The sequence below is a fragment of the Rhizobium sp. IBUN genome (assembly GCF_000510625.1).
In the GTDB taxonomy this organism is placed as follows: Bacteria; Pseudomonadota; Alphaproteobacteria; order Rhizobiales; family Rhizobiaceae; genus Rhizobium; species Rhizobium altiplani.
In genome coordinates, this window is sequence record NZ_AZNV01000041.1 from 25,227 (window position 1) to 48,188 (window position 22,962).

The 22,962-nt window shown below is 61.5% G+C and carries 23 protein-coding genes; 9 read left to right on the forward strand and 14 right to left on the reverse strand.

The features are described 5' to 3' along the window. Nucleotides 1-38 precede the first annotated feature (38 nt). The gene (locus RHIBUN_RS0126700) at nucleotides 39-1,856 is read right to left on the reverse strand and encodes a methyl-accepting chemotaxis protein (RefSeq protein WP_025661908.1); all 1,818 of its coding nucleotides are present in this window, start codon (nucleotides 1,854-1,856) and stop codon (nucleotides 39-41) included. Nucleotides 1,857-2,148: 292 nt separating this feature from the next. Between RHIBUN_RS0126700 and RHIBUN_RS0126705 the strand changes: the two genes are divergently transcribed. Beyond that, nucleotides 2,149-3,684: a winged helix-turn-helix domain-containing tetratricopeptide repeat protein gene (locus RHIBUN_RS0126705; RefSeq protein WP_025661909.1), complete on the forward strand. Its 1,536-nt coding sequence runs from the start codon at nucleotides 2,149-2,151 to the stop codon at nucleotides 3,682-3,684. A gap of 101 nt (nucleotides 3,685-3,785) precedes the next feature. Beyond that, nucleotides 3,786-4,010: a hypothetical protein gene (locus RHIBUN_RS0126710; protein ID WP_025661910.1), complete on the forward strand. Its 225-nt coding sequence runs from the start codon at nucleotides 3,786-3,788 to the stop codon at nucleotides 4,008-4,010. A 101-nt stretch (nucleotides 4,011-4,111) separates the two neighbouring features. On the opposite strand, the gene RHIBUN_RS0126715 is transcribed toward RHIBUN_RS0126710, so the two are convergent. The 8 genes from RHIBUN_RS0126715 to RHIBUN_RS0126755 form a co-directional block, all read right to left on the reverse strand. Beyond that, nucleotides 4,112-4,576 carry a plant virulence effector HPE1-like domain-containing protein gene (locus RHIBUN_RS0126715; protein WP_025661911.1) on the reverse strand — a complete coding sequence of 155 codons (465 nt, stop codon included), beginning with the start codon at nucleotides 4,574-4,576 and terminating at the stop codon, nucleotides 4,112-4,114. Nucleotides 4,577-4,679: 103 nt separating this feature from the next. Next, the gene (gene purD, locus RHIBUN_RS0126720; protein ID WP_025661912.1) at nucleotides 4,680-5,951 is read right to left on the reverse strand and encodes a phosphoribosylamine--glycine ligase; all 1,272 of its coding nucleotides are present in this window, start codon (nucleotides 5,949-5,951) and stop codon (nucleotides 4,680-4,682) included. A 149-nt stretch (nucleotides 5,952-6,100) separates the two neighbouring features. Further along, nucleotides 6,101-8,041: a DUF2207 domain-containing protein gene (locus RHIBUN_RS0126725; protein WP_025661913.1), complete on the reverse strand. Its 1,941-nt coding sequence runs from the start codon at nucleotides 8,039-8,041 to the stop codon at nucleotides 6,101-6,103. A gap of 41 nt (nucleotides 8,042-8,082) precedes the next feature. Beyond that, on the reverse strand, nucleotides 8,083-9,342 hold the full coding sequence (aroA, locus tag RHIBUN_RS0126730) for a 3-phosphoshikimate 1-carboxyvinyltransferase (protein WP_025661914.1): 1,260 nt from the start codon (nucleotides 9,340-9,342) through the stop codon (nucleotides 8,083-8,085). A gap of 92 nt (nucleotides 9,343-9,434) precedes the next feature. After that, complete coding sequence (locus RHIBUN_RS0126735; RefSeq protein WP_025661915.1) at nucleotides 9,435-9,986, reverse strand: LemA family protein; 552 nt, start codon at nucleotides 9,984-9,986, stop codon at nucleotides 9,435-9,437. A gap of 336 nt (nucleotides 9,987-10,322) precedes the next feature. Further along, complete coding sequence (locus RHIBUN_RS0126745) at nucleotides 10,323-11,282, reverse strand: glycine--tRNA ligase subunit alpha (RefSeq protein WP_025661916.1); 960 nt, start codon at nucleotides 11,280-11,282, stop codon at nucleotides 10,323-10,325. Between the two features lie 78 nt (nucleotides 11,283-11,360). After that, nucleotides 11,361-11,555: a membrane protein gene (locus tag RHIBUN_RS0126750; RefSeq protein ID WP_018116661.1), complete on the reverse strand. Its 195-nt coding sequence runs from the start codon at nucleotides 11,553-11,555 to the stop codon at nucleotides 11,361-11,363. Nucleotides 11,556-11,574: 19 nt separating this feature from the next. Next, nucleotides 11,575-12,435, reverse strand: coding sequence for a S49 family peptidase (locus RHIBUN_RS0126755; protein WP_025661917.1), 861 nt, complete (start codon nucleotides 12,433-12,435; stop codon nucleotides 11,575-11,577). 170 nt (nucleotides 12,436-12,605) lie between these two features. Here RHIBUN_RS0126755 and RHIBUN_RS0126765 point away from each other — a divergent pair, with 170 nt between their 5' ends. Further along, a complete protein-coding gene (locus RHIBUN_RS0126765) occupies nucleotides 12,606-13,946 on the forward strand; it encodes an Nramp family divalent metal transporter (RefSeq protein ID WP_025661918.1) in 1,341 nt (446 codons plus the stop codon). Here the strand turns inward: RHIBUN_RS0126765 and RHIBUN_RS0126770 are convergent. Both RHIBUN_RS0126770 and RHIBUN_RS0126775 read right to left on the reverse strand, forming a co-directional pair. Next, nucleotides 13,943-14,719: a methyltransferase gene (locus RHIBUN_RS0126770; RefSeq protein WP_025661919.1), complete on the reverse strand. Its 777-nt coding sequence runs from the start codon at nucleotides 14,717-14,719 to the stop codon at nucleotides 13,943-13,945. The two genes, RHIBUN_RS0126765 and RHIBUN_RS0126770, sit on opposite strands and share 4 nt — an antisense overlap. Nucleotides 14,720-14,726: 7 nt before the next feature. Then, nucleotides 14,727-14,954 carry a DUF2007 domain-containing protein gene (locus tag RHIBUN_RS0126775; protein WP_018859327.1) on the reverse strand — a complete coding sequence of 76 codons (228 nt, stop codon included), beginning with the start codon at nucleotides 14,952-14,954 and terminating at the stop codon, nucleotides 14,727-14,729. 108 nt (nucleotides 14,955-15,062) lie between these two features. Between RHIBUN_RS0126775 and RHIBUN_RS0126780 the strand changes: the two genes are divergently transcribed. From RHIBUN_RS0126780 to moaB, 4 genes are all read left to right on the forward strand, one after another. Beyond that, nucleotides 15,063-16,079 (forward strand): polyprenyl synthetase family protein, encoded by a 1,017-nt coding sequence (locus tag RHIBUN_RS0126780; RefSeq protein WP_025661920.1) that lies wholly within the window; start codon nucleotides 15,063-15,065, stop codon nucleotides 16,077-16,079. 127 nt (nucleotides 16,080-16,206) lie between these two features. Continuing rightward, nucleotides 16,207-18,036 (forward strand): tetratricopeptide repeat protein, encoded by a 1,830-nt coding sequence (locus RHIBUN_RS0126785; RefSeq protein WP_025661921.1) that lies wholly within the window; start codon nucleotides 16,207-16,209, stop codon nucleotides 18,034-18,036. 6 nt (nucleotides 18,037-18,042) lie between these two features. Continuing rightward, the gene (locus RHIBUN_RS0126790) at nucleotides 18,043-18,951 is read left to right on the forward strand and encodes a 4-(cytidine 5'-diphospho)-2-C-methyl-D-erythritol kinase (RefSeq protein ID WP_025661922.1); all 909 of its coding nucleotides are present in this window, start codon (nucleotides 18,043-18,045) and stop codon (nucleotides 18,949-18,951) included. Further along, nucleotides 18,935-19,486 carry a molybdenum cofactor biosynthesis protein B gene (gene moaB / locus RHIBUN_RS0126795; RefSeq protein ID WP_025661923.1) on the forward strand — a complete coding sequence of 184 codons (552 nt, stop codon included), beginning with the start codon at nucleotides 18,935-18,937 and terminating at the stop codon, nucleotides 19,484-19,486. The genes RHIBUN_RS0126790 and moaB overlap by 17 nt, the downstream gene beginning before the upstream one ends. A gap of 32 nt (nucleotides 19,487-19,518) precedes the next feature. Here the strand turns inward: moaB and RHIBUN_RS0126800 are convergent, their stop codons facing one another. Further along, complete coding sequence (locus RHIBUN_RS0126800) at nucleotides 19,519-19,836, reverse strand: hypothetical protein (RefSeq protein ID WP_025661924.1); 318 nt, start codon at nucleotides 19,834-19,836, stop codon at nucleotides 19,519-19,521. 191 nt (nucleotides 19,837-20,027) lie between these two features. After that, entirely contained in the window at nucleotides 20,028-20,546 is a 519-nt protein-coding gene (locus RHIBUN_RS0126805; RefSeq protein ID WP_025661925.1) for a glycosyl transferase, read from the reverse strand. 137 nt (nucleotides 20,547-20,683) lie between these two features. Between RHIBUN_RS0126805 and RHIBUN_RS0126810 the strand changes: the two genes are divergently transcribed. Beyond that, the gene (locus RHIBUN_RS0126810) at nucleotides 20,684-21,841 is read left to right on the forward strand and encodes a PA0069 family radical SAM protein (RefSeq protein ID WP_025661926.1); all 1,158 of its coding nucleotides are present in this window, start codon (nucleotides 20,684-20,686) and stop codon (nucleotides 21,839-21,841) included. Between the two features lie 110 nt (nucleotides 21,842-21,951). Beyond that, nucleotides 21,952-22,629: a ribonuclease HII gene (locus RHIBUN_RS0126815; protein ID WP_025661927.1), complete on the forward strand. Its 678-nt coding sequence runs from the start codon at nucleotides 21,952-21,954 to the stop codon at nucleotides 22,627-22,629. A gap of 118 nt (nucleotides 22,630-22,747) precedes the next feature. Here RHIBUN_RS0126815 and RHIBUN_RS37135 read toward each other — a convergent pair. Continuing rightward, a partial coding sequence (locus RHIBUN_RS37135) for a hypothetical protein (RefSeq protein ID WP_025661928.1) occupies nucleotides 22,748-22,962 on the reverse strand: 215 nt, incomplete at its 5' end.

Sequence of the window (22,962 nt, forward strand, 5' to 3'; positions counted from 1 at the left end):
ATCGCCCGACGACCGTTTTCTTGCTTGGCGGCCGAACCTCAGGCGGCCCGGCGAACCTGCGCACTGTAATCCTGGCTGTCACCAACGCGGAAACCGCGGATGAGGTTCAGAAGCTCGTCGGTGTCGCTTGCCAGCGACTCGGCCGACGCAGTGGTTTCCTCGGCCATCGCGGCGTTCTGCTGCGTCGCAGCGTCGAGCTGGTTCATCGAGGACGAGATCGACCGCAGCGTGGTGTCCTGCTCGGAGGCGCTGTGGGCGATCTTCGCAACGATCTCGTTGGCGGCCTTGATCTGGTCAGAGATACGCTTCAGCGCCTCGCCGGCTTCGCCGACCAGACGGACGCCCTGATCGACCTGGCCGGACGAACGGGCGATCTGATCCTTGATCTCCTTGGCAGCCGCAGCCGAGCGCTGTGCCAGTTCGCGCACTTCCTGAGCGACGACCGCGAAGCCCTTGCCGGATTCGCCGGCACGGGCCGCTTCGACGCCGGCGTTCAGAGCCAGCAGGTTCGTCTGGAAGGCAATGTCGTCGATGACGCCGATGATCTTGCCGATCTCGGCAGACGACTTCTCGATACCGCTCATCGCTTCGATCGCTTCGGAGACGACGGCATCGCTACGGCTCGCCTCGCCGCTGACGGCCTCGACACGCTTGCTGGCTTCATGGGCGCCTTCGGCGGTCTGGCGGACGGCGACAGTCAGTTCATCGAGAGCTGCGGAGGTTTCTTCGAGGCTCGCGGCCTGACGCTCTGTGCGCTGCGACAGATCGTTTGAGGCGCGACGGATCTCTTCCTTGCTGACGGCAATGTCGCCGCCCTTGGCGCTGACCTTGGCCATGGCAGCTTCGAGATGCGCAAGCGCATCGTTGAAGTTGTCGCGAAGAGCTGCGTACTTCTGGCCTAGATCGGCGCAACGGACCGTCAGGTCACCTCGGACGATCAGCTCCAGCGCCTGGCCGATAGTCGAGACAACATGGTTCTGGGCGACCGTTTCCTCGCGCTGCAGGCGCTGGCTGTTCTCACGCTCGCCGTCGAGGGCCATCTGCTGCGCGGCCTCACGCTCGGACATGGCGTGACGCTCCTTGACCTTCTGCTGCAGCGACTTTGTCGCCTTGGCCATCATGCCGACTTCGTTGTTCATGTCGGCATGCGGGATGGAGACTGCTACGTTCTCGTCGGCAACCGCTTCCAGCGCCTGATGAACATCCTGTAGCGGTTTGGAGATGCCGCGGATGAAATAGAAGGCGGCAGCGACACCGGCAACCGCGATGATCGCGCAGGCAATCAGAGCCTTCCAGATCGCATCATTGATCTGTGCCTGCAGGTCATCGAGGTAGACGCCGCTGGACACGACCAACTGCCACGGCTCGAAGGCTGCCGAGTAAGAGCCTTTCTCGAACAGCTTGTCGTCGGGCTGGCCCGGCTTGCTCCAGTAGTAGATGGTGCGACCGCCGCCGGCCCGGCCCTTGGCGACCATGTCCTTGCTGAAATAGGTGCCGTTCTGGTCCACCTGCGCGCTCATGTTCTTGCCGATGTTGTCAGGCTTTGGGTGGAAGCGCTGGATGACGTCGTAGTCGTAGCCGAAGAGATAGCCTGCCGGCTCGAACTTGACCTCGGAGAGCACCTTGAAGGCTTCGGCCTGCGCGACCTCATGCGTCATCTCGCCGGACTTTTCGCGCTGGTAGTAGGAATCGAGGACGGAGATACCGGATTGGACCTGCGCCTGTAAAAGATCGAAGCGGTCGTCGTAGATCGCCTGCGACGTCGTCCTGATCTGGAAATAGGTGGCAATGGCGAAAGCCGCCATGAGGACGCCCACGAGGGCAAAGAGTTGATGGGCGATGTTAAGTTTCTTCATGAATGTCTCGCAAAATCGGTGGGTTCGGCAATCCCGGATCGGTGAACTCCCGACCTCTGCGTTGACCACGCGTGGCGACGACAATCATGCGTCTTCCGGCTTTGGTTGTTAGAGTTAGAGTGAATGAATTAACAATTGCCAAGTGCGGGCGCTCAAAGGATTATCAAATATAATCAGTGCATTCTTGCAGTGTGCGGCAAGTTTGATTCATCTGCGCGCCCTTAAGTTGAAGTGGTGTCGCAAGGCACGCCGTACAGTTTTCCGACTCTGGCGGTTGCGCTATACTTGCTGCATGGCTGAGGCTTCGCATGCCTTCGGTGAATTCGTTCTCGATCCCGGCTGCGGCTTGCTGCGGAATGGGCGGGCAGTCGCGCTTGGCCAACGCGGCGCGGCTCTTCTTGAAGTGTTACTTGAAGCCCGCGGCAATGTTGTTTCCAAGGATGCGCTGATGGAGCGCGTTTGGCCCGGAACCGCAGTCGAGGAAAGCAACCTGACTGTCCAGGTGGCGGCGCTTCGCAAAGTGCTCGGTCTTACACCCGATGGGCAGGAATGGATTGCGACGGTGCCGCGTGTCGGTTACCGCTTCATCCGCGCGAACATTGAAACGAAAGCCGCTGTTCCAGCCCCGGAGTTGAAGCCGACCCTAGCTGTCCTCCCCTTCAGCAATCTTAGCGGCGATCCAAACCAGGACTACTTTGCCGATGGGATCGTCGACGACATTATTGCAGCCCTCAGCCGGTTCCGAAGCTTTGCCGTCGTCGGCCGGGACTGCTCCTTTGCCTACAAGGGCAGCGGGATGGATGTGCGCAAGATCGCGGCGGAACTCGGTGTCAGCTACGTGCTTGAAGGCAGCATCCGGCAGCAGGGCAACCGCTTGCGCATTGTCGCCGAACTCGTCGAGGGTCAAGGCGGCACGCATATGTGGGCGCAGACCTTCGACGGGACGCTGGACGAGATATTCGACTTTCAGGATCGCATCACCGAGCGCGTCGCAACGCTGATCGAACCGCTGATCCAGACGGCCGAGATCGAGCGGTCACGACGTGAAAGGCCCGGAAGCGTAGCCACCTACGACATCTACCTGCAGGCGCTGGCCAAGATCTCGACCGAAATCGAAAGCGATAACGCTGCCGCCTATGCGCTTCTCATGCAAGGGCTGGCCGTCGAGCCTGACAATGCGCAGTTGCTTGCCCATGCGGCATGGGCGCTCGAGCATCGCTACACGATGGGTTGGCCGTCGCTCACCGAGGACGACGTGCAAACCTGCGGCGCACTGGCGCGGCGGGCGCTGGAGCACTGCGCCGGCGACGCCATGGTTATGGCTCATTGCGGCGTCGCCCTGATGCAGACGGTGAAAGACTACGATTGGGGTCCTGCAGTTCTGCAGGCGGCCGCCGAATCCAATCCCAACAACCCGATGGTCGTTGTCAGGGCCGGCATCGGGCATCTTCATTGCGGCAACGTCAACGACGCACTCAGCCACTTCCACAGGGCCAATCGCTTGACCCCAGGTGACCGCGGCGCGCATTTCTCGCATTGCGGCATCGCACATGCCCACGTGATCCTCGGAGAATACGAGCAGGCGGTGGCCTGGGCTTCGAGAGCGCTGGCCAGCAATCCGAATTTCGAGCCAACGCTATGGGTGCTCATTGCTGCAAGTGCGCATCTCGGCCGCATGGAGGAAGCCCATCGCCACCTAGCGGCGTTGAGACGACTGACGCCTGATATAACCGTCGAGCGCATCCGTGCCGGCCAACCCGGCAAATATCCGGATCGCATTGCTGCCCTCCTCGACGGGTTGAGGTTGGCGGGTGTCCCTGAGCGCTAGTTTCGGATCGTTTCGGAACTTTTCCTTGGGCCTTTCAGGACCGGAAGGCCGCAACCGGCAGAGACTGCTTCCCACAGCAAAACCGCAAGTGGGAGACGGCCATGATTACGACGCTGACCATCCTTTCCCTCGATCAGGGACGCATCTACTCCCCTCCGCCGGAGCCGGTTCCCGAGCTGACGGCTGTTGAAGCTGCCGCTGCCGTTGCTGATACCCAGGGCACCAAACACCATTTGCGTTGGCTGGATGTTTCGACTGGATTGCACGCACTTGCGCGCCTGCTTGCGCCGAGCTTTGGCAACTCCCCGTTCGGCAAAGCTCACTAGAAAAAATGCGTCCCTGCTTCTCTCAGGGACGCATTTTATCCACCGCGGGGTGGACCCCGGACGACCGAAACTTTGGTCAGGCTGGGGCAGGGAAATGGAAATCAGGGTCGAAGTTCAAAGTTGAAAACGTCGAGCGGCGCCTTTTGTTCCTTCGGCACGCCTGCCACGCCTGCCGCGACCGGCTTGACGTCGCCACCGACGACTGCAGCCGTCGTCGAGGCGCGGTCGATGTTGTCGGCCGGCTGCGTGGCGGCTGTCATTGGTTCGGCTGGCGCCTTGGTTACAAAAACGACGGGCGAGCCGCCCATCCAGCCTTCGGTGCGATAGAGCTTCTTCTCACCGTTGACGTCGCGAACTTCCGAGGATTGCAGCGCGCCAGGTGCCAGCGTCGGCACGGTGTAGTCCTTCTTGCGCTCGACCTTTTCAAGCGGCGGGCAGGTTTGGCAGCTTTCCTGGCTGATGCTCCCGCCATTGGTGCGCGCGTCCTTGCCCACGACCTCGATCGAGGAGGCACAGGCAGACCCTGCCGTAAACACAGCTATCGCACCCAAGATGACCTGACGCATGGAACACTCCGTCTCACGTTGAGAAGAGACTAGCGTGGCTTTGTTTCCATCCCGTCAGGGGAAAGGGTAAAAATTTAGAGAACTGACCCGATTTCGGGTTTGCTCACGCTTTTTCGCGGTCGATCGCGCGCCAACCGATGTCGCGGCGGCAGAAGCCATTGTCCCAATCGACCTTGTCGAGGAGCGCATAGGCACGCGTCTGCGCCTCGCCAACCGTCTTCCCTGTGGCGGTGACGTTCAGCACGCGGCCACCCGTTGCGACCAGCGCTCCGTCCTTGAGCGCTGTGCCGGCATGAAACACCTTGGCGCCCTCGCCCGCTTCCGGGATATGGCGGATCGGCGTGTCCTTGTCGTAGGAGCCCGGATAGCCCTCCGATGCCATGACGACCGTCAGGGCCGGATCATCCGTCCATTCGGCGGACACCTGATCGAGCGTCCCGGTGGCGGTGGCGTGGAGAAGCGGCAGAAGATCGCTCTTCAGACGCATCATCAGCACCTGGCACTCGGGATCGCCGAAGCGGACATTGTACTCGATAAGCTCGGGGCCCTTGGCGGTGATCATCAGACCGGCAAAGAAGACGCCGGAGAAGGGATAGCCGCTCTCGGCCATGCCGCGCATGGTCGGCTCGATGATTTCCTTCATCGTGCGCTCGACCATCTCTTTGGTCATCACGGGCGCCGGGGAATAGGCGCCCATGCCGCCAGTATTCGGGCCGGTATCGCCCTCGCCCACCCGCTTGTGATCCTGGGCGGTTGCGAGCGGCAGGACATGCATGCCGTCGCAGAGGCAGAAGAAGCTCGCTTCCTCGCCATCGAGATAGGCTTCGATAACGACCTCGGCGCCAGCGGCACCGAAGGCACCCTCGAAGCAACCGTCGACGGCAGCAAGCGCCTCATCAACGGTCATGGCAACAGTCACACCCTTGCCGGCAGCAAGGCCATCCGCCTTGACGACGATCGGGGCGCCCTGCTGGCGAATATAGGCCTTCGCCTTCGGCGGGTTGTTGAAGCGCTGATAGGCGCCGGTCGGAATGTCGTAGCGGGAGCAGATATCCTTGGTGAAGCCCTTCGAACCCTCGAGCTGGGCTGCCGCTGCCGATGGGCCGAAGACTGCAAAGCCTGCGGCGCGCAGCTTGTCAGCAATGCCGGCGACGAGCGGCGCTTCCGGGCCAACCACGACGAAGTCGATCGCCTTGTCCTTGCAGAAGGCAAGGATGGCATCATGATCGTCGACATTGACGGCAACCAGGGTCGCGTGGTCGGCAATGCCGGGATTTCCGGGCGCGGCGTAGAATTCCGTCATGAGAGGCGATTGCGCCAGCTTCCAGGCCAATGCGTGCTCGCGTCCACCCGATCCGATCAACAGAACCTTCATGCCCGTCCCTTTCGCGTTTCCGTCTGGCGGTTAAGGGGAGAGCGTCGAAAGGTCAAGCAGGAATGCTTGCCCGGGGTCAAGCAGGAATGCTTGCCACGTCAAGCGGAGCGCTTGACCGGGGGGCTCAAGCAGGAATGCTTGAGGACGCCTTACCAGCCGCCGCCACCGCCACCACCACCCCCGCCGCCGGAAAAGCCGCCCGACGAGCCGCCGCCGGAAAAGCCGGAGGACGAACTGGACGGCGGAGCCGGAATGGTGGAGGCGATCGTTGAGGCCATGGACGAGGAGAAGCCACCGATGCGACCGGAGAAATTGCCGCTGCCAAAATTGCCGGAATACCATGAGGGAGCGTAGGCAGCCGCCGCTCCCGCTGCGGCTACCGCAAGCCATGTCTCGAAGGCACGCGACCATGGCTTTTCGACGCCGAGCGCCACGGCATAGGGCAGCAGTTTCTCGAAATGCTGGGGCGACATCTCAGGGGCGCCCGCCATGTTCATGCGGTCCTTTTCGGCCAGCGTCATGTACTGGCGCAGACCGTCGATGCCATCCATCAGCTTGGCCCCGAGCGGGGTCGGCGCACCCATGATGAAGACGTAGAGCAGGTTCAGGAGAATGATGCCGCCGATCGCAAACAACATCGGCGTCTCGTGGAGTTCGACCAGCGAGGAGAACAGTGCCAAAACCAGCGACGAGACGATGCTGAAGCCGATGAAGACAGCAATAGCGATCGCGATCACCGACATGATCTTCGCGCCGAGCGATCTGCCGGGGCGGAACGACTTGGCGAAGCCAGCGACGAACACCGAGATGAAGACGACGACGCCAATCGGAATGATCATCAGGGCGATCGCATCGGGTTCCAGCGTTCCGAAGACGAAGAGGGCCACCAATGAAGCGGCGCTGAGCGCTATGCCGCCGGTCGTGTAGCCGGCATTCGCGTTGTAGTACTTGCCGCGGTGCTCGCGCTCGATAGCTGTGCGGAAGCTGTCGCCGACTGATTTCACCTTCGTTCCGTTGGCTTCATCGATCGTCAGCGAGCCCTTGGCTCCGACTGAGTTAAGCAGGCTGGCTTCCCCTGCTTCCAGCTTATCCTTGCCGACCGGCTTGTCGGTGCGGCGGATGACGATCGCGTTCTTGAGGTCCTCCAGCACGACAAAGCCGCGCACCGCGAGATTGAGGGCCGTTGCCGACAGCGCCGTCCAGCCCTGCCCGGAGAAGCCGCGATTGTCGATGTAGTTCACCAGCGCCGGCGAGATTCCATCAGGCGGATCCCAGCGCGGCACCAGCACGCCACGCGCCGGGTCACGGCCGACCTTCAGCCAGGAGCGCGTGTAATAGAGGAAGACCAGAATGAGACCGCCAAAGCCGAGGAAGTAGTCGCGGTTGTCGCTGAGCCACCAGCGCCGCTCATCGTCAGCGCTCGGCGGATTGATCGAGCCCTTCGGCATCTTGACTGCGATCGTCAACCCTTCGCCTGCGTTCAGCGCCCGGGTCGTCGAAAACAACAGTCGACTTCCGCCGCCTGAAATCTTTGCATTCCTGTCCGTCGCGCCCTGCGGGCCGGTGAAGAAAGCAGTATCGATCGAGCTGACGCCATCTGGAAGGTTCACCGTCGCCGTCGCCATCAGGATCGGGAAGATCCAACCATTGCCGGTTACGTTCCAGTAGAGTTCGTCGTGATCGTCGAAGTAGCGGATCTGGCGATTGGTGCGGTAGGTGAAGACATACTCGTGCCGGCCATAGCTCACCGTAACGTCTTCCGAGCCGGCATAGATGCGGATGCCGCCGCTGATGGATTCGGTGTGCCAGGGCTCGTCGCGGCCATCGCGCTTGACCGCGATGACGTCGAAATCGACTCGGCGGAGGCGGCCCTTTTCATCCTGATAAGTCAGCGGAAAATCGCGGAAGATGCCACGCCGAACGCGGTTGCCTTCGGCGGTAACTGATATCGTCTCCGTCACCGTCATCGCGCCGCTCTTCTCCAGCGCAATGTTTGACGCGAAGGCGTTGATCACCTCCGCAGCGATGGCGCCACGCGCCGCAAGCATCAGAAACAGAACGAAGCAAAGGCCGGAAAGCCGTCGGATCATCATACCCCTCGCCTGCGGCGTCCTGGCCGCGTCAGATAATGTCAGCTCTCATCGGCATAAGTCACGCCAAGCCCGGCCAGTGTCCGCCAATAGGCCGGGAAGGTCTTGCCGACGCAGTCCGGATCAAGGATCGTTATGCCCGCGATCTTCAGACCGGCGAGCGCAAAGCTCATGGCGATGCGGTGGTCGGCGAAGGTATCGATCTTGGCAGGCAGACGTTGTCCGGCGAGCGAGGGATCGGACTGGACAATCAGATCGTCGCCTTCCTCGTGAGCGAGACCCGGGCGGATCTGCGTCAGGCCGGTCGAGACGGCGCGGATGCGATCGCATTCCTTGACGCGCAGATTGGCGATGCCGACGAAGCGGACCGGCGTCTCATTGAAGGCGGCGAGCACAGCAAGGGTCGGAACCGCATCCTGCATCTGCGAGCCGTCGATAACCGCGGGAAGATGCGGGAACTGGGCGATCAGGTCATAGGCCTTCGCGTCCGGCTGCGTGAACGCGCCGTTTGCAACGCCGAGGTCGATCTTGCCTGATGTCAGCACCTCCGCAGCCCAGAGGTAGGTCGCGGCAGAGGCGTCGGGCTCGACCACGAAATCTGCTGCCGCGTAGCCGGTCGGCTCGACGCGCCAGGTCACCGCGCTCGTCTTCTCGACCTTGGCGCCGAAGGCGCGCATCGCCGCTGTGGTCAGATCGATGTAGCCGAGCGCGCCGATGTCCTCGCCTAGCAGTTCGATCGTCACCGCCCTGTCGCCGCCAGCAGCCATCATGAGCAGCGCCGAGACATATTGGCTCGACAGGCCGCCATCGATCTGGATGCGGCTCGCCTCAAAACGGCCAGTGCCCTTGACGGTGACCGGCGGGCAGCCGGTTTCGGTCGACGCGTCGATGCCGAGCGAACGCAGTGCATCGACCAGCGGACCGATCGGGCGCTTGCGCATGTGCTGGTCGCCGTCGACGACGACGGTGCCATCCACCAGGGCGGCAGCGGCCGTGAGGAAGCGCGTCGCCGTTCCGGCGTTGCCGAGGAAAAGCGGCACCTGCGGCGGCAGCAGCTTGCCGCTGCCCGTGACGACAAAGCTCGTATCATCCGGCTCTTCGATGATGACACCCATGGCGCGGAGAGCGTCGGCCATATAGCGCGTGTCGTCGCTCTTCAAAGCGCCGGTCAGGCGGCTCGTGCCCTTGGCGAGACCTGCCAGGAGCAGCGCGCGGTTGGTGATCGATTTCGAGCCGGGCGGGACGGCGCGACCTGTCAGCGGCTTGTCCGGCGGGATGATGGTGAGCTTGTCTTTACTCATTGCCTGTCTTTTCCGTCTTTGCGCGAGGGCCACATCAGGCCACGATCATGCCCTGCTCATAGCAGTTTTTACGCAAAGGCAAATGGCGGATATCAGAACTTTACGGTCGGAACGGCGCGATCCGCTTCGTTGGTTATCTCGAAATAGTCCCGCTTCTGGAACCCGAACTGGCCAGCGACAAGGTTGGAGGGGAAGCTTTCGACCCTGACATTCAGATCACGGGCGGCGCCATTGTAATAACGGCGGGCCATCTGGATTTCGCTTTCCATCGTCTCCAGCGAGGTCTGCAACTCGCGGAAATTCTCGTTTGCCTTCAGGTCGGGATAGGCTTCGGCGAGTGCCAGCAGACGTCCAAGCGCCTGGCCGAGCAGGCCTTCTGCCTGAGCGCGACCGGCGACGTCGCCCGTCGGAACCGATTGCGCCTTATTGCGGAGGGCAACGACCTCTTCGAGTGTCGTCTTCTCGTGGGCGGCATAGCCCTTGACCGTCTCGATCAGGTTCGGGATCAGGTCGGCGCGGCGCTTCAGCTGCACATCGATACCGGACCAGGCTTCCTCGGCCATCTGCCGCGCGCGAACAAGGCCGTTGTAGACAAAGACGGCATAGAGCGCGACCAGAACAATAAGGCCAAGAATTACATACATTCGCGAATCCCCCGCAACGACCGAAAGTATGCCCGGAGACTATGCGGGTTACCGCAGATTGTCATCCCGCTTTCCGGCCCTCTTTCGGGGCAATCACTGGACGGGGGTAGTGAAAAATCACGATACCGTCGCACCGGCCGAAGCCTTATTTTCACTCTGCACGTTGAACTAGCGTGCATACGCAAACTGCGACAAGGATCATTCAGACCATGAGCGCGTTTATTTTCCTGCTCAACATACTGGCCATCGCAACGTACTTTTTCCTCCAAAGCAAGGCTCGTCCGGTGGAACGCCGGGTCGAGATCAGAAGCGACGAGCGCCGCTGACTGCCGCTCTTCAAGCGGCGGCTTTCGCCAAGTTGACCCCACCCGCATCCGTCTGCAGGAAGGCCTCACCGCAGGCCTTCGCCAGCGTCCGCACACGCAGGATGTAGCTCTGACGCTCGGTAACCGAGATGACGCCGCGCGCATCCAGCAGATTGAAAACGTGTGACGCCTTGATGCACTGATCGTAAGCCGGGAAGACGCACTTGTGCAGCTTCTGGTTACCGCTGTCGCCAGGAGCGCCGGCGGCGAGAAGCGCCTGGCATTCCTTTTCGGCATCGATGAAGTGGCGATGCAGCATTTCCGTATTGGCGTATTCGAAATTGTGGCGAGAATATTCCTGTTCGGCCTGTAGGAAGACATCGCCGTAGCTGATCTTCTCGTCGCCTTCGCGGCCGTTGAAGTTCAGGTCGTACACGTTGTCGACGCCCTGCACATACATCGCCAGACGCTCGAGACCATAGGTCAACTCGCCCGCGACGGGCGAACATTCGATACCGCAGACCTGCTGGAAATAAGTAAACTGCGACACTTCCATGCCATCGCACCAGCATTCCCAGCCGAGACCCCAGGCACCGAGCGTCGGGCTTTCCCAGTCGTCCTCGACAAAACGGATGTCGTGCAGCAGCGGATCGAGGCCGATCGCAGCCAGCGAGCCGAGATAGAGCTCCTGCAGGTTCGACGGATTCGGCTTCAGGATGACCTGGTACTGATAATAGTGCTGCAGACGGTTCGGGTTCTCGCCGTAGCGGCCGTCCGACGGGCGGCGCGACGGCTGCACATAGGCGGCCTTCCACGGCTTGGGGCCGAGCGCGCGCAGCGTCGTTGCCGGGTGGAACGTGCCGGCACCGACCTCCATGTCGTAAGGCTGCAGCACCGCACAACCCTTGTCCGCCCAATAATTATGGAGCGTGAGGATCAGCGCCTGGAACGAGCGCTTCGGGTTCATGTGGTCGGGAATTGCTGCAGACATGGAACGGCTTCCGAATTCGTACAAAAAGTGCGCGGACAGGTGCCACGCCGCGCCAGACGGGTCAAGGCTTTTGCGGCCCTACTCGTCCTCGTCCTTCTTCAGATGATATTCGCCGGTGACCGGATCCTTGACCAGCGTGCCGATGGCGCCCGTCTGGCGCTCCTTCTCGGCACGCCGGGATCGCTCGGCGAGCCGCTGTGCATCGGCAACGAAGCGGCGGTAGAGAAGCCAGGCTCCGACCACCAGCACGATGATGATTATCAGTTGCGGCATAATGCCAGCCTTTTATCCCTCAGAGCCCGTAGCGGCTCCACAATGCCTTCTCCTCGGCGGCCTCGACAAGTCCAGTCGCAAGGCCAGCTCCGGCGCCTTCCAAGTTGGCTGACGATATACCCGGAATGCGCCTTCCGAAAAGGCCGCGCGCGGGCATCACTAGCTCGAGCTTGGTTTTCGCCCCATAGCGACGCTTCAGCTCCTGCCGCATGTCGCCGAGCCCGTCGATGAGGCCGAGTTCGAGACCACGCGTGCCGGTCCAGAAAAGTCCGGAGAAGACCACTTCGTCGCTCTTCAGCTTTCCGGCGCGGCGTTCACGAACCATGGAGATGAAGACCTGATGAATCTCCAGCTGCAGGGTCTTCAGGTATTCGATGTCCTTTTCCTTCTCGGGCTGGAACGGATCAAGGATTACCTTGTTTTCCCCGGCCGTGTAGACGCGGCGCTCTACGCCGATCTTCTTTAAGAGTTCGGGAAAGCCGAAGCCGCCGGAGACGACACCGATCGAGCCGACGATGGAGGTGGGGTCGGCAATGATTTCGTCGCCAGCAAGAGCGATCATGTAACCGCCGGATGCCGCAACATCCTCGACGAAGACGAGAACCTTCTTCTGCTTTTCACGCGCAAGATCGCGAATGCGCGCGAAGACGAGCCGCGACTGGACCGGGGAGCCGCCGGGTGAATTAAGCGAGATGGCGACCGCCGGCGCATCCTTGAAGCTGAAAGCCTTTTCGAGGACTTGTGCAGTTGCGGCGAGATTGAGGGTCGGCCGGAACTGGCTTCCGCCGCTCATGATCGGACCGTGAAGTCGAACGACGGGGATGACCACGCCTTCCTTGCGGAACCGCTTCGGCAGCAACCTCTTCAAAAATCCGGCCATTTTCCATCCTTTGCGACAAGATCAGCGAACGTCTTCCATGTATGCAACGGCGCGACAAACGCAATGGCCGGCGCAGAAAACATCTGCCACCTCAGAATTCTTGTTGCGAATGACTTGCATTATCATTCTAATCAGACATACTGGCCGCATTGATAGTAGGCGGACACTGCATGGACATCGTAAATCCGAACGCAAAGACCGGCTGGCGACACGAGCGCGAAGAGGCATCGCTTTCCGATGTCTACCGTTCCGTCCAGACGCACAAGCATGGCACACGTTGGCGACGGATCGCAGCGTTCCTCGGACCCGGCTACATGGTTGCCGTCGGCTATATGGACCCCGGCAACTGGGCAACCTCGCTCGCCGGTGGATCGAAGTTCGGCTATGCGCTGCTGACCGTTGCTCTGCTGTCCAACCTGATGGCGATCGTTTTGCAGTCGCTCTGTGCGCGCCTTGCCATCGGTTCCGGTCGCGACCTCGCCCAGGCCTGCCGCGACGCCTTCCCGAAATATGTTTCCGTGCCGCTTTGGGCCTTTGCCGAAGTCGCCATCATCGCCACCGACATTGCCGAAGTGATCGGCACGGCGATCGGCCTCAATCTGCTTTTCGGAATCCCACTCGAGCTCGGTGTGCTTATCACGTCGCTCGACGTATTCCTCATTCTCTATCTGCAGAAGATCGGCTTCCGCTGGGTGGAAGCCTTCGTGATCGCTCTGCTCGGTATCATTGCGGTGTGCTTCGGGGTGCAAATCTTCCTTGCCGATCCGGAATGGGGCGCCGTGATCCGGGGCTTCTTCCCGACGACCGAGATCGTCTCCAACCCCGAGATGCTCTACCTCGCGCTCGGCATTCTCGGCGCCACGGTGATGCCGCACAATCTCTATCTGCATTCCGGCATCGTCCAGACCCGCGCTTACGGCCATTCGGTGCCGGAGAAGCGCGAGGCGCTGACCTACGCCACGATCGACTCGACCATAGCGTTGTGCTTTGCGCTGCTGATCAACGCATCGATCCTGATCCTTGCAGCAGCCGCCTTCCATGCCAACGGCAAGACGGATGTCGTGGAACTGGGCGAAGCATCTGCGCTGCTCTCGCCGCTGCTCGGCCTGGCAATCGCGCCAACGCTCTTCGGCATCGCCTTGCTCTGCTGCGGCCTGAATTCGACGGTAACGGCAACCCTTGCCGGCCAGATCGTCATGGAAGGCTTCTTGAAGATCCGGCTTCAGCCATGGGTTCGCCGCCTCATCACCCGCGCGATCGCCATCATTCCGGCCGCCTTCGTCACGATCTGGTATGGCGACCAAGGGACGGCGGAACTGCTGATCCTGACGCAGGTCGTGCTCAGCCTCCAGCTCTCCTTCGCCGTCTTCCCGCTGGTGATGTTTACCACCAGCAAGGCGAAGATGGGTGCGCTGGTCGCCCCGCGCTGGCTGAGCGCCATCGCCTATGTGATCGCGGTCCTGATTGCCGGCCTGAACGTCAAGCTGCTGTTTGACTTCGTGACCGGCTAGCGCCTGGCATAGGCCGCCCGGCCATTGTTGAGATCGTCCACGAAGGGGGAGAATTTATGCGTCCCCTCCTCGTGCATGATGAGTGGCGCGCGCAGCGAAAGCCGCGCGCGCGATCCTTTTATCGCCGTGACGAGGATGCGCACGGCGTTCTCGCCTTCGCGCGGATGGATTGCGGTCACCTCGATGCCGCCGAAACGGCGTCCGCAGGCATCGATGATTTCGGCGATCGATTCCGGCTTCGCAATCAAGGACAATTGTCCGCCGGGGATCATGATCGCCCCGGCCGTCCGCACCCAGCTTGCGAACAGTCCGTCCGTCATCGCATGCGCCTCCGCCTTCAAGGCATCGGGCGTCCGGCGATCGCCTGCATCGTTGAACGGCGGGTTCATGATGACATGATGGAAGCTCTCATCGACAAGACCGGCTTCGTTTCGCGCCTTCGCCCTTAGCGTCACATCCGCCTCGACGACTGAAACGCGGCCGGCCATATGCGCATTGTCAGGCAGGAGGATGCTGCGGCGCGCATAGTCAGCCATCTCGCCCGAGCGCTCGAAGAGCACGACTTCCGCGGCCGGCAGCCGTGACGCGACGGCCAAGCCTGCAGCACCCGCGCCGGCACCGAGATCGGCAACCTTGATCGGACGATCGTCGGCAACGAGCGCTGCGAGCAGCATTGCATCCATGCCGGAGCGATGCCCCCTGCCCTTCGGCTGCACCACATGGAACAGCCCCCGGTGAAAGGCATCTATGGTCTCGGCAACATCTTCCGTCATCAAAAGCTCACTTCGGCATCCGCAGTTCGTCGCCGAGCCCGGCATCCACGAGAATGCGGCGCGCCCGATCCGCCTCGTCATCATCGACGAGAAGCCGGCGCGGCAGCATGCCGAGTGACCCTTCCAGAATGCTCATGCCCTGATCGGCGATGAAGCAGTGAATCCCCGCATCCTTCAGCAGACTTTCCGCAAAGGAGAGCAGTACGGGATCATTGGCGCGAATAAGTTCATGCATTTGCGGGAAAATCCCTTTCAAATTTGCGCGACGCGACAATTCACCCCTTGCCGCGCCAATCGCCCCTTTCTATTGTCGAACCCAATAATTTAACAGGAGTCCGGGTCGTTGGGCGTGGTCATACCGCTTGAAGAAAGCAAAAACAAACTGGCATCCGTCAAGCCGCTGGTCGATTTGACCAAGGCGGACATGCAACGGGTCAACCAGCTTATTCTCTCCAAGGCCGGTTCCGACGTCCAGATGATTCCTGAGGTGGCCAACCATCTCATCTCGTCCGGCGGCAAGCGTCTGCGCCCGATGCTGACTTTGGCCTCGGCTGCGCTGTTCGGCTACAAGGGCGAAAACCACATCAAGCTTGCGACATCGGTCGAGTTCATGCACACCGCGACGCTGCTGCATGACGATGTGGTCGACGAGAGCGACCTTCGCCGCGGCAAGTCCACGGCTCGCATGATCTGGGGCAACCAGGCCAGCGTGCTCGTCGGAGACTTCCTGCTCGGCCAGGCGTTCCGCATGATGGTCGAGGTCGGCTCGCTCGAAGCGCTCGACGTGCTCTCCTCAGCTGCCTGCGTGATCGCGGAAGGCGAAGTGCTGCAGCTCTCCGTCGCCAAGAACATGGAAACTACTGAGGACGACTACCTCGCCGTCATCCGCGCGAAGACGGCGGCGTTGTTTGCCGCGGCTGCCGAAGTCGGCCCGATCGTCGCCGATGCCGGCAAATCCGGCCGTAACGCGCTGAAGTCCTACGGCATGAACCTCGGGCTGGCCTTCCAGCTGGTCGACGACGCGCTGGATTACGGCGGAAAGGCAGCCGATCTCGGCAAGAATGTCGGCGACGACTTCCGCGAGGGCAAGATCACGCTGCCTGTGATCCTGGCCTATCGCCGCGGCACCGAGGAAGAACGCGCCTTCTGGCGTCAGGCCATTGAAGGCGGCGAAAGCAGCGACCAGCATCTCGAAAAGGCACTTGGCCTGATTACCAAGTACGGCACGCTGAACGATACCATCGCCCGGGCAGTTCACTACGGCACGATCGCACGCGATGCGCTTGCGCCCCTTCCCGACACGGCATGGAAATCGGCCCTGATGGAAGTCATCGACTTTTGCATCGAGCGCGTCAATTAATCGACGGTCACTGATCGCGGGCTGATTTTATTGCAGGACCGCTTCAAAAAAGCCATCCTGTTGTGAGTCAGTCATTTCAACTGATTTGCAGTCGGACGAGGCCGGCTGCCACAAGAGAGGTTTTCTAATGCGGCAAAAACTTGCCATCCGTCTTCTTTCGAGCGCAGCCATGGCAGCGGTCATATCGCTGGCAGCGCTCGGCGGCGTGAATGCCGAAGAGACGGCCAAGAAGGACGATGCCGCGACAGTGATCTTCGATCCGGATAGCGTCACGAGCTTCTCCGGTGCGTTTTTGGCTGCCCGGACCGCCGATGTCGATCACGATTACGAGACGGCGATCGAACTCTACAAGAAGGCGCTGCAGATCGAGCCGGGAAATCCGGAAATCCGCCAGCGCCTGATGATCTCGCTGCTTTTGAACGGCGACATCCAGGACGGCGTGAAATACGCCAACGACCTGAAGGGTGATCCGACCGTCGAGCGCATCACGACCATCGTGCGCAGCATGGATGCCATTCGCCGTGGCGAATATAAGACGGCTGAATCCCTTCTGAAATATACCGGACCGAACGATCTCGACCGGATGATGAACGATCTGCTCGCCGCTTGGGCCCGCGTCGGCGCCGGCCGTGGCAAGGAAGCCCTCACCACGATCCAGAAGATGAAGGGACCGGATTGGGTCGGCATCTTCAAGTCATACAATGCCGGCGCGATCGCGATCGTGAACGGCGACATCAGGGCCGCTCGCCAGAACCTCAACGACGCCGTGCTCGACAAGGACGGCGGCGCGACCGCTCCTGATACCTTCATGCGCGCCGTCATCGCTCTTGCCCGGCTCGAAGCCTCACAGGGCAACAAGCAGAAGGCGCTCGACGCAATTTCCGTCGGCGACAACCTGCTGCCCAACTACGCGCCGCTCAAAGCGCTGCGCCAGAGCATCGAAAAGGGCGAGAAGCAGGAGCAGCAGATCCAGACGGCCAAGCAGGGTGCTGCCGGCGTGCTCTTCTCCATCGGTGGCGCGCTGAACCGCGACGGCGCCGAGGATATTGTTTCGCTCTACCTGCAGACCGCCAAGACGCTGGATCCCGATAGCGCCGATACGCTCGTCATGCTCGGTGGCATTGCCGAGAAACAGGAGCAGATGGACCGCGCCATCGCGCTCTATCAGCAGGTACCCGAAAACTCGCCGATGCGCCGCATCTCCGAGCTTCAGCTCGGCCTTGCGCTTGCACAGGGCGGTAAGGTGGAAGAGGCACGCAAGCACCTTCAGAACCTGATTGCCTCCGATCCGAACGACGTTCGCAGCTACCTCGCCTATGGCAGCGTGCTGTCGGACGTGAAGGATTACGCCGCGATGGCCGAAAACTACGACAAGGCTGTCGAAGTTATCGGCCCACTGCCGGGCAAGGGCGCGTGGACTGTCTTCTTCCAGCGTGGCATTGCCTATGAGCGCCTGAAGAAATGGGACCAGGCCGAGCCGAATTTCCGCAAGGCGCTGGAGCTCAACCCGGATCAGCCGCAGGTTCTAAACTACCTTGGCTACTCGTGGATCGACATGAACCGGAACCTCGACGAGGGGCTGGCGATGATCAAGAAGGCGGTCGACCTGCGTCCCGACGATGGCTACATCATCGACTCTCTCGGCTGGGCCTATTTCCGGCTGAACCGCTTCGCCGAGGCGGTGGAGGAGTTGGAGAAGGCTGCGCAGATCAAGGCCGGCGACGCGACGATCAACGACCATCTGGGCGATGCCTATTGGCGCGTCGGACGCAAGCTCGAAGCCGTCTACCAGTGGAACCGCGCGCTCGGCTCCGACCCTGAGGCATCCGAGATCCCGAAGATCAAGGACAAGATCGCCAACGGCCTGCCGCAGGATACAGACAACTCCAAGGCTGCGGACAAGAAACAGCCTGACCCGGCGCCGATCCAACCGAAGCCTACCGATAAGAAGTCCTGATCGGCGATGCCAGAGGCGAGTATGGGCGATGACGTGACTGTCATCGAGGACGCTCCGGCAAAAATCAATCTGGCCCTGCATGTGACGGGCCAGAGATCCGATGGCTACCATCGGCTCGACACGCTCGTGACCTTCACCAAACATGGTGACCGGCTGGGCTTTGCGCTGGCGGATAAAGATGAATTCGTGATCTCCGGGCGTTTTGCCGAGGCGCTTGACGACAGCCGCGACGACAACCTCGTCCTGAAGGCTCGGGACTTTATGCGCGAGGCGATCGCTCGCGAGGGCGGCTCCGCTCCCGCCGTCCGCATCCATCTCCAAAAGAACCTGCCGATTGCCTCCGGTATCGGCGGCGGCTCGGCCGACGCGGCGGCTACGCTTCGCGGTCTGATGCGGCTCTGGAATGTCTCGCTTCTGAACGCGACCATCGAGGCAATCGCCATTCGACTTGGCGCCGACGTGCCTATGTGCCTGGCGAGCAGACCGCTGATCGCCAGGGGCATTGGCGATCAAATCGTGCCTGTCGACGACATGCCGGCCTTTGCCATGGTGCTGGCAAACCCGTTGAAAGGCGTATCAACGCCCGAGGTTTTCCGAAGGCTGACGAACAAGGCCAATCCGCCGCTCGACATGACGCCGCGTTTCAACTGGGTCGAGGCGATACGCGCTACGCGCAATGACCTTGAGCCGGTCGCTCGCGGCCTGCTCCCCGAAATTGCCGAGATCTCGACGATGCTCAAGAAGCAGGGCGCATCTTTCGTTCGCATGTCTGGTTCCGGTGCGACCTGCTACGGTATATTCCCTACGCTTGCGGCGGCGGAAGACGCCGCCGCCGCGCTTCACAGCGAACGGCCGGACTGGTATTTCGAAGCCACGGAAACGACTGCGGGAGGTCATGATGCCGGGTTTGGATGAAACGCGTCCCTTCATTCCTGTCGGCATTGCCGTGCTGACGGTCTCGGATACACGCACGCTTGCCGATGACCGCTCCGGCGATACGCTGGCCGCCAGGATCAAGGAGGCGGGGCACCGGCTGGTCGACCGCGCGATCGTCCCCGATGATCGGCAGGCGATCGCTTCCCGCGTGAAGGCGTGGACCGAACGCGACGATATCGACGTCGTCATCACCACGGGGGGAACCGGCTTTACCGGCCGCGACGTCACCCCGGAAGCTCTGGAGCCGCTCTTCGAGAAGAGGATGGATGGCTTTTCGGAAGTGTTCCACCGTATCTCCTACGACAAGATCGGCACCTCGACGATCCAGTCCCGCGCCACGGCGGGCGTTGCCAACGCGACCTTCATCTTCGCGCTGCCGGGCTCACCTGGCGCCTGCAAGGACGCCTGGGACGGCATATTGAAATCCCAGTTCGACTACCGCCACATGCCCTGCAATTTCGTGGAGATCATGCCGCGCCTCGATGAGCATCTGAAGCGCGGCGCCGGCAAGTAACGGACTGCTTCGGCAGGCGACCGTCTGCCGCTCTATGCCCCTATGCCCGGCAGAGCAGGCATCGTATCCCAGCTATCACCCGACAGCAGGATGCAGCTTACGCCGTGAACATCCGTGACGAGCAGCGTCCACGTGCCGCTCTGCGCGGCGTAGACCTCAAGCATGGCGTTCTGGTTGATCAGCCCGACCGCCGTCAGTCTCTCGGCAAAATTCTTGTCGAGGAAATTGACGACCTCGGATCGGCCTGCGCAACTGCGCATCATCTGCGATGCTGCCGAATGCGGATGCGCGATCATCGATGTCGTCAATATGACGGCCGCTATCAGGCCGCGGATCATATTGCGTTTCATGACGCACCTCCTTTTGCCGGAAACCGGCAGAAGAGGAGACTTCCGCTGACCTGTTCTGCCGTCTGCCGGCATTCCATGGTCGACCGTCACGAAGCGAGGCGCTCGGGCGGCGCCATGATGAAATTATAGCGCAAAATTGTATCGGGCGCCAATTATCTGCATGGGTAGCACGCGGAGCAGCGCCCTACCTACTATCGCGCCGCGCGCGCGACCCAGGATGGAATCAGCTCGCTGCTGAGCTTGCGCAGCTTTTGCCCCTTCGCGAATTCCGCGAGACGCATTCCGCTTCTTGCGGCAGCGATCGCCTGCGCCTTCGGAAGGAGAAGCCCTAGCTCCAGCGGCGACGAAGCACGCCCGATACGCTGCAGGAACGGCCGTCGGTATCCGCGCGACGCGGTGAACCGCGCCGGTAGCTTGTTCAGGGTCATATACTCAGCAATCTCGTCGATCCAGCCGGTCTGCGGTCGCGCCCCCGGTTCCACGAAAAGGAGCCACTCGCCTCGCGCCGAATGCACTATGTCCTTGATATCCCATTGTGAATGGAAGCGGCAGCCGGCGGCGTCGGCCACCCTCGACGTTCCATCCCGCGAGTCGTGGTCCAGCACCACGACGTCGCTGACGAGCCCCTCCACTGCGCCTGCAACCAACACCGATAATGTCTGCGCCAGTTCCGGTTCCTGATCCTGGCATTCCAGTACAACTGTCAACATTGCCTATTCATAGAGCGCCGCACAAAAATTTGCCAGCGACACTTTCCTCATTTTGTTCTTGCATTGTTCTCTTTTTGCCGATAGGAATTTAATCATCAGAACGGATGGAAGCAAAGCTTCCGCCAGCGGAGAATCCGATGAATGAGCAGTCCCTTGCAGGGCAGGCCGCATTCGCGCCTGCCCATACGGCAGATATTGCCGATACGATGATCGTATCTGCCGGCCTGCGGATCGATGTCGACCGCCGCCGTGGGCGTGCGGCCGGGCTTAATCCGAGCGGGCGTTTTGAGCCTCTGCGTCGGGAAGCGTTCGACGATGCCTGGCAGAACCTTGAGGATCTGCCGCCGTTCAAGACCGACGTGCAGATCGAGAAGCCGCGAACGGTCATCACCCGCAACGAGTCGCCGGACATTCCCTTCGACCGCTCGATCAATCCCTATCGCGGCTGCGAGCATGGCTGCATTTACTGCTTCGCGCGGCCGACGCATGCCTATATGGGCCTTTCGGCCGGTCTGGACTTCGAAGCCAAGCTGTTTGCCAAGCCGGATGCGGCGAAACTCCTGGAGCGAGAATTGGCGAAGCCCGGTTACAAGCCGCGGGTGATCGCGATCGGCACCAACACCGATCCCTACCAGCCGATCGAAAAGGAATGGCGTATCATGCGGCAGATCCTTGAGGTGCTGGAAAAGGCGAACCATCCGGTTTCGATCGTAACCAAGTCGGTAATGATCCTGCGCGACCTCGACATTCTCTCGGCGATGGCGGAAAGAAACCTTGTCCGCGTTTCACTGTCGGTGACGACGCTCGACCGAAAGCTGGCGCGGACCATGGAGCCCCGCGCCTCGACGCCGACGCGCCGGCTGGAGGCCATCCGCGCGCTCTCCGAGGCAGGCATCCAGACATCGGTCCTGGCTGCCCCGATGATTCCGGCGCTCAACGACCATGAGCTTGAGCGAATTCTGGATGCGGCGCACGCGGCGGGTGCCACCGAGGCGGGTTATGTCATCCTGCGTCTCCCGCTCGAGGTGTCGCCACTGTTTCGCGACTGGCTGCTGCAGAACTATCCCGACCGCTATCGTCACGTCATGTCGCTGGTCCGCTCGATGCGCGGCGGAAAGGATTACGATGCTGAGTTCGGCAAGCGGATGAAGGGCGCCGGACCCTATGCCTGGCAGATTGCGCGCCGTTTCGAAATGGCGACGAAACGGCTAGGCATGACCCGGCGCAGCATACCGCTGCGGGACGACCTGTTCGTTCCGCCCGATGGCAGCGGCGTCCAGCTCTCGCTGCTCTGACATTTCAGCTTCGCGGATGGTCGCCCTGCCCTTCCGCGCTCGAGTCCCTGGCCCGCCGCCCTGATCCGGGGACTTGCAGGAAATCGGGTTGGCGTGCGAGGGTCAGCTTCATGAGCCGTCGCACGTCACCCGATTCTCCCATGCTTTTCGAAGATGTCCCCCTCGTGCCGGATTTCCGGCTGGAGCTGAACGCGCGCAAGGCCGGTCACTGGCCGGTTGCAGGTGCCGATGAGGCCGGACGGGGGCCGCTGGCCGGTCCCGTCGTGGCGGCAGCCGTCATTCTCGATCCGAAACGCTTTCCTGAAGGCCTGAACGATTCGAAGCAGCTCTCGGCCCTGAGGCGCGAAGAGCTTTTCGTTCAGATTCTCGCAACCGCGACCGTCTCGATCGCCTCTTCAAGTTCGACGCGCATCGACGAGACCGATATCCGCAAGGCCAGTCTGGATGCCATGCGCCGCGCCATCTGCGGCCTGTCGATACCAGCTAGCTTTGTCCTGACCGATGGGCTTGACGTTCCGCCTGGGCTCGCCTGCCCCGGCCAGGCAGTCGTGAAGGGTGATGCGCGCTCCGTCTCGATCGCCGCCGCATCGATCGTCGCCAAGGTGACGCGCGACCGGATGATGGCGCGCGCCGACAGCACCTTTCCGGCTTACGGCTTTGCCGCGCATGCCGGCTATGGCACCGCGCAACATCGGGCCGGTATCGAAAAGCACGGTCCCTGCTCGCTGCACAGGATGACCTTCAGCCCGCTGAAGAAGGTGCAGGGTATCGAACTCGACAGCGATTGATCCCGTCCGCGACTTACCAATACAGCTCCAAATCGGCATAGGGGACGATCGATGTGATCGCACCCCTGCCACACCACCCGGCATGCGGGTCCGCACCGGGCGGTTCGAGAGATTGAGGTTAGACGAGCCTGGGCATTCCAAGTTGGTCAGCCCATCTAATGGTGAGGGTGGCGTTAAGGAGCTTGCCGCTGTTGCGCCACCAGCGACCGGCATTTGCTGCCACTTGCTGGGCCACCCCAGGTTTCGCTCCCCTTGCCATCATTTCCCGAAAGATCGTCCTGCCGTGCTTCCATTGCTTGAGCTGGATTACCCTCACACGATGGCGCATCCACT